A 10167-nucleotide genomic window follows, 5' to 3' on the forward strand; every position below is an offset into this window, starting at 1 on the left:
ATCCTTGTCTGTGATGAGCCGGGGCCCGGAGAGGGCCCCGGAACATCTCATCAAGCGGCGTCGAGGGCCTCGGTGATCTTGCGGGCCATCTCCGTCATGGTGGGGCTGGGCGCGCCCTTCTGAGGCCGGCCGGCTGCCTCGATGGCGACGATGACGGTACGGCGGAAGTTGTCGGCCTCTTCCGGAGCCTGCACCTTGAGCAGGCTCATGGAGGCCGTCAGCGCCGGCAGCACCTGGTCGGCGAGCTCGGCCACCGTCTTGCCGTACTTCACGTCCTTGGGCGCCTTGGCCAGCGCGTGCCCGACCAGACCGGTCGCGGAGGTCAAGGCGATGGAGGCCTCGGTGGCGGCCTTGTGCGCCGAACCGGCGGCACCGGCGGCGGACATCAGTGAAACGGCGCCCCAACCGGCGATCCGCAGGGTGAGGGTGTCCTGGTCCTTAAGGGTGATCGACATGATGATGTGCTCCTTTGAAGCTGTTACGGAATTCAATTGAATGGACGGTCCTGTTGACCCGCGGGCCGAAATCGCTCAGGTCAGGTCGCCCGAGTGGATCTCGCCCGGCCTTGGGGCCGCATCGCCGAACGGTTCATGCATCCACCATCGCCGACCACTCTGATACCGGGCCGTTGCCGTCCTGATACAGCTGCTGACACGACACCGCATGGCCGACGGTGAGCGCGAGTTGCGTGGAGGACGTCGGGAGTAAATGCCGCCGCTGGGGCTGGAGCCGATCGCCGGCGTTGTCTACACGAGCCTGGTCCGGGATGGCCCGCCCGGTATCGCGCTCGCCGCGAAGGGACAAAAGCTGGCAGAAGGCGGAATAGGCGAATTCAGAGACCGCTTCCCGAGGGGTGAAGTTAGTCGGCGACGGGTTTGATGTCGATGATCCCGGAAATGAAAGCCGACGTTGACGGGCTTTCCCGAAGCGCCGAGATGCTCGGCCTCAAGAATGAGCACCTTCGCGCCACCCACCCGAAATCGGGAAGCTCCCTCCCACTCGCCCCAGGAGGAATGCCACGATGACACAATGGTTCCGCAGCCGCTGGGACGAAGAAGACATGTCGTACTACATCGAGGCCGACGACGAAGGCTGGGTTACTCGACAGATCGAATTCCGGGGCCCCGACGAGCGGCCTTTCGCCGCCGCCTCCCTGGCCGAATGGCAGGAAGTTTTCGAGAGCGGAGAGGTCAGACGATACGGCGCCGTCTACGACCGAATAGCCGAGCGACCTGTCCATGAGTGGGAAGGTCACAACCCCGAGCCGCTGACTCTCGACGCTTTCGACCAAGCGTGGGAAAGAGCCCACGCCAGCCTCAACATAACCAGCCCTCTGCGAATTCGTGAGTTCGGGGCCTGAGAGGAACCTCACGGAGCCGCAGTCCTCCTGATGGCGTTGGCCGCCGTCGGGTTGCGGTGGATGTGGCTACGCGTCGTGATCGTCGTCCTTGCGGGGCTGGGCGCGAGTGCCGCGCTCTTCGGGGGGTTGCTCAACCTTGGGTTCTCCTCTACCGAGGAGGTCGGCTTCGTCGACGGACCGGCCCCGTACAGGATCCGGGTCCAGCAGTCGCTGGCGGATCTCGGGCCGGACATGGTGATGTCGCTCAGCGTCCGCAGGGACGGCGGGTTGCTCAGCAGGGAGTGGGATCTCGGCTGTTTCAACGACGACGTCCCCGATGACGCCTTCGACTCGGTCAAGTGGACGGGGCCGAGTTCGGTGGAGATTGCGGTGACCGACGGGCGGACGTTCCCCGTGGCCTTGGACCCCGCCTCGGGCCGACCCCAGACCACCGCCGACCTCAATTGCTGACAGCGGCCCCACAAGCGGGAGGTTCCGTTCGCCCACGATCGCGGCTCGGCTTGACAGTTGATCTCGTATGCACAAGATTGTTGCGTCCTTCCGACCAATTTCCAGGGGATAGTGATGAAGCGGACCGTCGCGGGGGTAATCCTGATCGCGGGCCTGACGCAGCTCGTCGCCGCCCCCGCGCAGGCAGCGCCCAGGATCGACCCGGTGAAAGTGCTTCAAGCCGCATTGACCCGCGGCAAGGGCGTGAACATCGTGTCCACCGCAAAGATCGATCACGGTCGCGGCGCGTACTACACCCTGGACGTGGACGGCACGGTCGGGTTCGGGCCGCGGGGCGAGACCGCCGCTGATACATCCCAGCGCCTGCGGTTCAGCAAGACGATAATGAGCGGCCTGAAGAAACTCGGCATGGCGGAGGACGCCGCCCTGGAAGAGATGCCCCTGAGGGTGATCTCGTCAGGTTACGCCGATTACGTCTCGGGCCCCCAGTTCGCCGACGTGCTGCCACAGGGCACGAACTGGGTGCGCTACTCCTACACCCATCTGCCTGCCAGCAACCCGCCGCTGGAGGCCTTGGAGCCCGCCACGCTCAAGGCGCTGCTGGCACACCGTACGTCCTGGCGAGGCGGGGTGGTGAAGGGCATGATCAAGGCCGACGAACTGGCCAAGGTATCCCGTTCCTTCGCCTCGCACTTCGGCGGCTACTCCGGCGCCAAGCCCGTCAGCACCATCTCCTACACCCTCCGTCTGAGCTCGACCGGATTGGTCGAGCGAGTATCGGCCACGAGCGTCCTGCACCACTGGAAGGGCTCCCTGCTCCGCATCAAGTCGGACACCCGCTACTCCGCTTGGGGACGGGAGGCCACCGTCCTGCTGCCGCTGAACGGCGAGGTACTCGACCAGGAGCAACTCGAGACCAAGGTGCCCTACCAGGTGCCTGGCGCCTGGAATTAGCCGGCCACCGGCGTCTCATCCACCGCCGTCCGCCAACGTGCCGAACGCCTCGGCCAGCACATCGCCGCCCATATTGTCGAGAACGCCGAATACGGGATCAGCGGGCGTGACCGACCCGACAAGGATTTCCCCGGCGCCCGAGCACAGGTCCCAGCCGGCAACACCGCTCACGCCGTGCGCACAGCGGCGACCGCACTCCTGCGCGCACTATGACGGCGGACGCGACTGCTGCCGCCGGCGATTCCAGCGTTCAGGTGCCGGGGTAGGCGGTGGTCCAGCCGTGTTCGAGCAGGTTGAAGATCGCGTTGGCGGCCTGTTCGGGGGCGGGGTGGCCGTGGATGACGTGCGCGGCTTCGAGGGCGAACCGGGCGAAGGCGGCGCAGGCGATGTCGTCTTGGGGGGCGCCGACCTCGTCGGCGAGGGCGCGGGCGAGGGCCGCTTCGTGGCGTAGCCACATGCGGCGGGCGTAGTCGCGAAGGGCCGGGGTGCTCTCCACCATGTGGGCGAGGGCGGCGGTGTGCGGGAAGGCCGCCACTTCGATCGCTCGCCTGAGGATGTGCTCGCGCAGGGCATGCGGGATGGACTGGCCGGGGGTACGGTCGCGCACCGCGGCGACGACCTCGGCCTCAAGGTCGTCGTCGAGGTCGAAGACCAGGGCCTCCTTGCTCGGGAAGTAGGCGAACAGCGTGGACACCGCCACGTCGGCCGCGTCGGCCACGTCCTTGACGCCCACCTGGTCGTAACCGCGTTCCAGAAACAGCCGCAGCGCGGCGTCGGCCAGCGCCTTGCGGGTCTGGGCCTTCCTGCGCTCGCGGCGCCCGACTCCTTCGCTCACCCGCTCAGCGTACGGCAAGTCGGATCGAGTGCGAAATCGGAGCTGTTGCGAATTCGGAGTCGCTATGGTTTTCTGGGTCCCCCAGAGACGCCAACAGGAGGCATCTGCCATGAACCCCCAAATCGCGATCGTGGGCGCCGGCGTGGGCGGCCTCGCCTGCGCCCGCGGCCTGCAGACGTACGGCATCCAGACAACGGTGTTCGAGCGGGAGGCCTCCCGCGACGCCCGCTGGCAGGGCGGCATGTTGGACCTGCACGTACCGACCGGTCAGGCCGCGCTACGGGCGGTCGGCCTGTTCGAGCAGTTCGCCGCGCTGGCCCGGGCGCAGGGGCAGGAGTTGCGGGGGTTGGACCCCTTCACAGCTGCCCTGATACACCACGAGCGGCCCACTGACAGCCGCGACGAGAGTTATGCCCCGGAGATCGACCGGGGCCAGTTGCGGGGTCTGCTGCTGGACTCCCTCATCCCCGGCACCGTGCGCTGGGGTCGCCCGGTGGATGGGGTCGCACCGCTCGACGGCGGCGGCGCTCGTCTGTGCTTCGCCGACGGCACCACCGCGGACTTCGACCTCGTGATCGGCGCCGACGGCGCCTGGTCCCGGGTCCGCCCCGCCGTCTCGGATGCCGTCCCTCGCTACACGGGCGCCACGATTGTGGAGGCGTTCCTCGACGATGTCGACGTACGGCACCCCGACCTGGCCCGCTGGGTGGGCCCGGGTACGCTCGCGGCGCGGGCCGACGGGAAGATGATCTCGGCCCAGCGCAACAGCGGCGCCCACATCCGCCTCTACGCCGCCTTCGACGCACCGGCGGACTGGTACGCCACCGCCGGCCTCGACCTCGGCGACATCGCGGCGGTGTGCGACCACCTCCGCGCCTTGTTCAGCGGCTGGCACCCCATGCTGCTCGACCTGTTCCGCGACAACGACAGCGGATTCGTCAACCGGCCCCTGCACGTCCTGCCCGCCGGGCACACCTGGGACCACGTCCCCGGCATCACCCTGCTCGGCGACGCGGCCCACCTCATGCCGCCCTTCGGCATCGGCGCCAACCTCGCCCTGATCGACGGCAGCGACCTGGCCACCGCCATCGCCACCCACCCCGACCTCGACCAGGCCACTGCCGCCTACGAGAAGATCATGCTGCCCCGGTCGGAGGCCGCCGCCCAAGCCTGCGCGGAACTGATGGACACCCTGTCCGAGAACTCCACCACCGACGTCGACAGCGTGCGACGCACCCTCAACGACCGAATCCGCCAAGCCCAGGTCACCACCCAGCGATAGAGACGCGGGATGCCGGGTTGGTCCCCTTACGTCGCGCTGAGGTGGCGAAGGCCCTCACCGAAGCGTGGTGAGGACCTTCGCGGAGTGCTCGGGTCTCGAGAGTCAGGGATCCTGCCTGGTGGTCAGCCCCAGGGGACGCAGATGACGTAGATGGTTCCGTTGGCTGAGTCGGTGGCCCTGATTTCCCAGCCTCGTGGTTCTTTGGACACGCCGAAGACGGGAAGGCTCTGGTAGACCTGGCCATTGCCGTTGTTTATCTTGTAGCCGCCGCCGGTCGCGTACTCGCCGGGGTCGCACATGATGCCACTGGAGCCACCGCTGAAGGGAGCCTCCTTGACTTGGGCTCCCCGCACCCCGCCGGGATCGCCCTTCTCACCTTTAGGCCCCTGCGGTCCCTGTTGGCCCTGTGGCCCGGTTTCCCCCGCGTCGCCCTTGGGGCCTTGTGGGCCGGTCTCCCCCGCCTCGCCTTGGGGCCCGGCTGGGCCGGAGTCACCCTTGGCCCCTTGCTCGCCCCGCGGTCCAGCAGGTCCAGCAGGTCCCGCTGGGCCATCCGGCCCGGTCGGTCCTTCGGCACCCCATTGGACGGCAACCTCGCTGAAGAGACACTCGGTCCCAGGGTCGACTATCCGAGCAACACGGGTGATCTTGCTGACACAGGCATGAACCTGAGGCGTGGCAGACGAGGCGGTAGCCATACCTCCTACCGGTAACAGCGCCGCTGTCAGTGCACCCACTGATGCGAGCGTAGCCAGGCGCCTGCCCTCACCAACACCCATAGCGACTCCCCCTTCTTGGAAGGATCTCTGCTGACATCGACCCGCCCTCCGACGGGACGGGCCAGTGCCTCCTTTTGATCATGCGGCTGGACCACCGTCAAGATCGGCATGAGACGCTGTCAGGGGCGCAGCCGGTGGAACAGCTCTACCCGGCCGCGGTGGTAGGCGACGTCCGCCTCGTCGTGCGTCACCCCCGAGCGGACGGCCTTATGGAAGTAGGCGTGCTCCCTGCGGAGCTTGTGCCTGACGAGCTGAGCGAGCGACTCCTCGTCCAGACGGCCTGCCGTGCCGCCCGCCTCGTGGTACGCGGCCACGAACTCCTCGCTCGGCCCGGCCAGGTCGTCGCCCCATTCCAGGGCGGCGGCGGCCAGCTCCAGCTCAGGGGCGCCGACGAAGGTCTCGTCCCAATCGAGTACCGCCACTATCCGGCCGTCCCTGGCCAGGGTGTTGCCGGTGTAGTAATCGCCGTGCAGGGGGTGACGCACGGGGTGCTCGGTGTGGAAGGCGGCCAGCCAGCGGTCCAGGTCGGGGTCGTCCAGCTCGGCGGCGTCCTGGGGCGGATCGCCGTACAGGCCGGACTCCTGGAAAGCGGGCACCGGGCGCGGACCGGGGCGGAAGCCGGCCAGGGCCCTGTGGAGCCTGGCCAGCAGACGGGCACCGGCTTCGCGCTGGGCCGGGATGTCGGAGTCCGGCCAGGCACCCTCGACGTACGGCCAGCAGGAGATCGGGCGGCCGCCCACGACGATGACCGTCGTCCCTTCGGCAGTCGGCAGCGGGGCGACCGCCTCGGGGAGGCTGGCGGCGGCGTGCCGGGCGATCGCGTGGCACCACTCCGACTCGGCGGCGGCGCGCCCCGCCGGGCCGACGCGGATGACGTGCCCGTCGAGGCGGTAGGCGGCGGATTCCTCTCCGCCGTGCAACCGCTCCCCCTCTCCTGTGACGCCCCAGGTCAGGGCCACGGCTTCGCGGATCTCACGGCTAAAGGGCGTCTTGACGTAGATCATCTCGCCGGTGCGTTCGGCTTCCGGGCAGTGGCGCGGCGTAGCAGAATCGTGCCAAGGGCGACCTGGGCCGGTTCCAGCGTGGGCTTGCCGTCCTCGATGTCCCACAATGCGTTCTGGAGGATGCGGCCAAGTGTCCACCCGGTCGCCCGCTGCCGGTCCAGGCCGAGCGCCTCGGTGAGGAGGTCGAAGCGGCGGAGGACCGTACGGGTCACGTCGCCGGTCGCCACCACCGCCTCCTCCCATCGGCTGTCCAGTGCCGGCCACAAGTCGAACCCTGGATCGCCGACCAGCGGTTCGGGGTCGATGGCCAGCCATGGTTCCCGTTGCCCGGCGAGGACGTTGTCGTAGTGCAGGTCCCAATGCAGCAGGCGGTCGCCAGGTTCGCCGATCAATTCGGCCACGGCGGACGCGCAGGTGCGTACCAGCTGCTGCTCGGCCGGGTCGCGCAACGCCAGTACAGCGCGTGGAACCTGGTCCAGCATCGCGGCGGCGATGTCGGACAGATGCCGCAGACCAGGTGGAGCGGCCACCGCGACCAGGCGCGCCAGCAGCTCGGCGAGGATCTGCATAGCGGCATCGTCGTCAACCACCGATGACAGCGGCCGGGCTGCGTCCAGCCGCTCCAGCAACATGGTGCCGGTGTCCGGGTCGTGGTCGAGCAGCTGCACCATGCCGTTGCCGTTCCATGCCCGCAGACCGAGCGCGGCGCCGGCGTTGTCTTCGCTTGCTTGCTGGAACTTCAGCACCGCGGGCGCGCCATCCGCGCGGATCACCGGCAGTACGAGCGAAGCCATGCCGTGTTCCGCGAGGCCGTCCAGCCGCAGCGTCCATCGGTCCAGGAAGTCCGCCGCAAGCCGGGGCAACTCGGCGATCCAGGCACGGCCGGACGCGTTGTTCTCGCCGTACGATGCGGCGAACGAGTCGGGGACGTCGACGGGGATCGAGGGGCTCATGTCAGGTGTCTCCTTCGTGGATTCCGGGTGTGTTCGGGATACGAAGGAGGTCACGGGGGTGCCCGGCTTCCGGGCAAGCGTCAAAACATGCCTCCACCCTAGCCAAGCACGATCATGTTGGCGCGTTCCCTAGAAATGCGGCCCCGTCAGGCACTGTCGAGCAGGGCAAGCACTCGTCGGGCCTGGAGGGCGGCAGCGTCATAAGGGTTGCGCCATTAGCGGTCGGCGGCCTGTGTGGGGCCCCGCGGTCAAGGGCGAGCGCTGGCTGTGGCCCTGAGTCCGCATGTCTGACCCGCTTCGCCGGTGTCGGCGTCTCTCGGTCATCGTCAGCGGACTGTCGCTGTACTGTCAGCGCTTCCGCCGAGGCTTACCCGACCTGCTCTACCCCGGCGACATCCTGTTCGACAAAGTCCTCGGCTACATCGCCGAACACCACCCCGATCTGACACCCCAGTTCACCAAACTGTACGAAGGACTGCGCCCCACCACCCCCAACGCCGGTGAATACATGGGCATCGCCCTCACCCAGCCGCTGCAGACCCGCAAGGACAACGCCCGGCGCGCCACCGAAGCCCTCACACTCCTCCAGCAGCAAAAGCCCGGCGGCGACGACTACCAGTGGGCGCTCCAGCACGCCCGCGCCCTGTCCCAGACCTTCACCGACTTCGCCTTCGACCAGGCCACCGCCGAAGGACGCCGCCAGGCCCAGGAATACCGCGACACCGCACTGGCCGACAACGTCGTCTGGTGGAACAAGACGACCGGCCACAAGATCCAGATGTCCGGCCTGAACGCGCACATCAGCTACACCCCGATCGACACCATGTTCGTCCCCGCCCCGATGGGCGGCGTCCTGCGCGAACGCCTCGGCAACCGCTTCGTCACCGTCGGCACCAGCTTCGACCAGGGCGGCTACAACTTCAGCCTCGACAAGGGCACCTGCCCCGCCGGCGCCACCCCCGCCGAACGGCCCCTGACCTGCAAAGGCTCCGTCGCAGCCGCCGACAGCGACTACAACGAGTACGTCCTGGACCAGGTCCGCCACCGCGACTTCATCCTCGACACCCGCACCGCACCACAGCCCGCCCGCGCCTGGCTCGCCCAGCCCCGCCCCACCCGCCTGATCGGCGGCGGCTTCTGGTCACCCGACCAAGCCACCGAAGCCGCCCTCGCCAAGTCCTTCGACATCGTCATCCACCTGCACAAGGTCAAGGCCGCCACACTCCTGCCCTGACACCTGACCGCGAGTCCTGCGCCACTTCCACGGTCCGGGACCAACTTTCAGTCTGGTCTACGTGCGCAGGGCGCGCGGCTCGCCTGACGGACGTCCCCCTGCGGCCAGCAGATCGGCCAACAGTCCCGCAAGTCCCACAGGCCGCAGGGTCTCTGTGGTCTCGGCTGCGACGAGCTCCGCCAAGGACCACCATCGGTGGTCAACGATGCCCTGCTGTTCGCCCGGCTCCAGGTAGGCGCGGGTGATGGTCTGCGTGCCGCGCGGCCGCGCGAGGAAGTACCGCTCGTGCATGTGTACGGGCTCGCCGCTCCACCGGACGTCCGCATCGAGAGTCCACAGGCACGGCCCCCACTCGACCTCCGTCAGGCCGGTCTCCTCCAGCAGTTCCCTACGAGCGGCCTGAAGGAAGTCTTCGTCCTCCTTCAAGCCTCCGCCTGGGGGCACCCAGAACAACTCCCGGACCGGAAACCCAGGGACGACGATGGCGCCGTCGTCCCTGTGCCGGATCATCAGAATCCGATCGTCCTGATCCAGCAGCACAATCCGGGCACCTCGTCGGGTCCGCATCACTTGCTCCCATCCGGCGTAGTCACCCGGCAACGCTCCTGGCGTGCCCGTTGCTCCGCGGCGTCGAGTGCGGGCGCGAGTGGGGCGAGCATCGTACGCAGCAGGTCCGGTAGCGAGCCGGACGGCACGACGAGCCCGCCGGCCGTGAAGGACGCGGCAGTGGTCCGCAGCCACTGTTCGACCGCGACGCGGACCGCGGCGGCCACGCTCGCCGCGAGCACGCGGGCGGTGTTCGGGTCGATATCGCCGAGGCGTCTGGCGATCGCGTCGGTGAGGGGATGTTCGATCGCGCTGGTGGTATCGACGAATGCCTCGCGCAGCGCGGGACGGGCGGTGATCAGCAGCAGCGCCTCGCGGCTGGGTACGCCCGGAGCCGTGTACTGATCCACGATCGCCTCGATGACCGCGGCGGCGAGGCCGACGCTGTCGGGCCGGTCAGCCACTGCCGCCGCGATCCGCGCTTCCCGTTCGCTGTTGACGGCGGCGACGATCGCCTGTTCCCGGCTGGAGAAGTAGTTGTTGTAGGTCCGGGATGAGACGCCGACGGCCTCGGCGATGTCGTCGACGCGGACGTTGTCCGGGCCACGCTCAAGGGCCAGCCGCAATGCCGCCGCGCTCAACGCCTCCCGGGTGGCCTGCTTCTTCTGCTCACGCAACCCGGTTCGTCTCGTCGTCACGATCTCAGCATCTCAGCCTGAGTGCGTGCACGCAAACTTGCGTGCACGCACTTTTCTGCCTAGCCTGGCGTCTCG

General features: G+C 68.3%; 13 protein-coding genes. 5 read left to right on the forward strand and 8 right to left on the reverse strand.

From position 1 onward, the window contains the following. Positions 1-50: 50 nt before the first annotated feature. Positions 51-455, reverse strand: a complete 405-nt coding sequence (locus AB0B61_RS41810; RefSeq protein WP_358444593.1) for a hypothetical protein — start codon at positions 453-455, stop codon at positions 51-53. Positions 456-1021: 566 nt separating this feature from the next. Between AB0B61_RS41810 and AB0B61_RS41815 the strand changes: the two genes are divergently transcribed. The 3 genes from AB0B61_RS41815 to AB0B61_RS41825 all read left to right on the forward strand — a co-directional run bounded on the left by AB0B61_RS41815 (position 1022) and on the right by AB0B61_RS41825 (position 2764). Then, on the forward strand, positions 1022-1360 hold the full coding sequence (locus AB0B61_RS41815; RefSeq protein ID WP_358444596.1) for a hypothetical protein: 339 nt from the start codon (positions 1022-1024) through the stop codon (positions 1358-1360). 30 nt (positions 1361-1390) lie between these two features. After that, positions 1391-1810, forward strand: coding sequence for a hypothetical protein (locus tag AB0B61_RS41820; RefSeq protein WP_358444599.1), 420 nt, complete (start codon positions 1391-1393; stop codon positions 1808-1810). Between the two features lie 114 nt (positions 1811-1924). Further along, positions 1925-2764 (forward strand): hypothetical protein, encoded by an 840-nt coding sequence (locus AB0B61_RS41825; protein WP_358444602.1) that lies wholly within the window; start codon positions 1925-1927, stop codon positions 2762-2764. A 15-nt stretch (positions 2765-2779) separates the two neighbouring features. Here AB0B61_RS41825 and AB0B61_RS41830 read toward each other — a convergent pair whose 3' ends face one another. Both AB0B61_RS41830 and AB0B61_RS41835 read right to left on the reverse strand, forming a co-directional pair. Next, positions 2780-2935: a hypothetical protein gene (locus AB0B61_RS41830; protein ID WP_358444605.1), complete on the reverse strand. Its 156-nt coding sequence runs from the start codon at positions 2933-2935 to the stop codon at positions 2780-2782. Positions 2936-3014: 79 nt separating this feature from the next. After that, the gene (locus AB0B61_RS41835) at positions 3015-3599 is read right to left on the reverse strand and encodes a TetR/AcrR family transcriptional regulator (protein WP_358444608.1); all 585 of its coding nucleotides are present in this window, start codon (positions 3597-3599) and stop codon (positions 3015-3017) included. 109 nt (positions 3600-3708) lie between these two features. Here AB0B61_RS41835 and AB0B61_RS41840 point away from each other — a divergent pair, with 109 nt between their 5' ends. Next, on the forward strand, positions 3709-4881 hold the full coding sequence (locus AB0B61_RS41840) for an NAD(P)/FAD-dependent oxidoreductase (protein WP_358444610.1): 1173 nt from the start codon (positions 3709-3711) through the stop codon (positions 4879-4881). A 122-nt stretch (positions 4882-5003) separates the two neighbouring features. Here the strand turns inward: AB0B61_RS41840 and AB0B61_RS41845 are convergent, their stop codons facing one another. From AB0B61_RS41845 to AB0B61_RS41855, 3 genes are all read right to left on the reverse strand, one after another. Then, positions 5004-5234, reverse strand: a complete 231-nt coding sequence (locus AB0B61_RS41845; protein WP_358444612.1) for a hypothetical protein — start codon at positions 5232-5234, stop codon at positions 5004-5006. A 542-nt stretch (positions 5235-5776) separates the two neighbouring features. Then, positions 5777-6661 carry a phosphotransferase gene (locus AB0B61_RS41850; RefSeq protein WP_358444615.1) on the reverse strand — a complete coding sequence of 295 codons (885 nt, stop codon included), beginning with the start codon at positions 6659-6661 and terminating at the stop codon, positions 5777-5779. Continuing rightward, positions 6658-7614 carry an aminoglycoside phosphotransferase family protein gene (locus tag AB0B61_RS41855; protein ID WP_358444617.1) on the reverse strand — a complete coding sequence of 319 codons (957 nt, stop codon included), beginning with the start codon at positions 7612-7614 and terminating at the stop codon, positions 6658-6660. The genes AB0B61_RS41850 and AB0B61_RS41855 overlap by 4 nt, the downstream gene beginning before the upstream one ends. 283 nt (positions 7615-7897) lie before the next feature. Between AB0B61_RS41855 and AB0B61_RS41860 the strand changes: the two genes are divergently transcribed. Continuing rightward, positions 7898-8848 (forward strand): erythromycin esterase family protein, encoded by a 951-nt coding sequence (locus tag AB0B61_RS41860; RefSeq protein ID WP_358444620.1) that lies wholly within the window; start codon positions 7898-7900, stop codon positions 8846-8848. 57 nt (positions 8849-8905) lie between these two features. On the opposite strand, the gene AB0B61_RS41865 is transcribed toward AB0B61_RS41860, so the two are convergent. Together AB0B61_RS41865 and AB0B61_RS41870 are read right to left on the reverse strand one after the other, a co-directional pair. Next, positions 8906-9415 (reverse strand): NUDIX domain-containing protein, encoded by a 510-nt coding sequence (locus tag AB0B61_RS41865; RefSeq protein WP_358444623.1) that lies wholly within the window; start codon positions 9413-9415, stop codon positions 8906-8908. Further along, entirely contained in the window at positions 9415-10092 is a 678-nt protein-coding gene (locus tag AB0B61_RS41870) for a TetR/AcrR family transcriptional regulator (RefSeq protein WP_358444626.1), read from the reverse strand. The genes AB0B61_RS41865 and AB0B61_RS41870 overlap by 1 nt, the downstream gene beginning before the upstream one ends. Positions 10093-10167: the final 75 nt, after the last annotated feature.

It is taken from the genome of Nonomuraea sp. NPDC049158 (assembly GCF_040648335.1).
In the GTDB taxonomy this organism is placed as follows: Bacteria; Actinomycetota; Actinomycetes; order Streptosporangiales; family Streptosporangiaceae; genus Nonomuraea.

Bases quoted from the DNA above. Each gene is read 5' to 3' on its own strand.
- AB0B61_RS41820 (WP_358444599.1), top strand. From the start codon at position 1,391: ATGGCGTTGGCCGCCGTCGGGTTGCGGTGGATGTGGCTACGCGTCGTG.
- AB0B61_RS41840 (WP_358444610.1), top strand. From the start codon at position 3,709: ATGAACCCCCAAATCGCGATCGTGGGCGCCGGCGTGGGCGGCCTCGCC.
- AB0B61_RS41860 (WP_358444620.1), top strand. From the start codon at position 7,898: ATGTCTGACCCGCTTCGCCGGTGTCGGCGTCTCTCGGTCATCGTCAGC.
- AB0B61_RS41865 (WP_358444623.1), bottom strand. From the start codon at position 9,415: ATGCGGACCCGACGAGGTGCCCGGATTGTGCTGCTGGATCAGGACGAT.
- AB0B61_RS41815 (WP_358444596.1), top strand. From the start codon at position 1,022: ATGACACAATGGTTCCGCAGCCGCTGGGACGAAGAAGACATGTCGTAC.
- AB0B61_RS41810 (WP_358444593.1), bottom strand. From the start codon at position 455: ATGTCGATCACCCTTAAGGACCAGGACACCCTCACCCTGCGGATCGCC.
- AB0B61_RS41825 (WP_358444602.1), top strand. From the start codon at position 1,925: ATGAAGCGGACCGTCGCGGGGGTAATCCTGATCGCGGGCCTGACGCAG.
- AB0B61_RS41855 (WP_358444617.1), bottom strand. From the start codon at position 7,614: ATGAGCCCCTCGATCCCCGTCGACGTCCCCGACTCGTTCGCCGCATCG.
- AB0B61_RS41850 (WP_358444615.1), bottom strand. From the start codon at position 6,661: ATGATCTACGTCAAGACGCCCTTTAGCCGTGAGATCCGCGAAGCCGTG.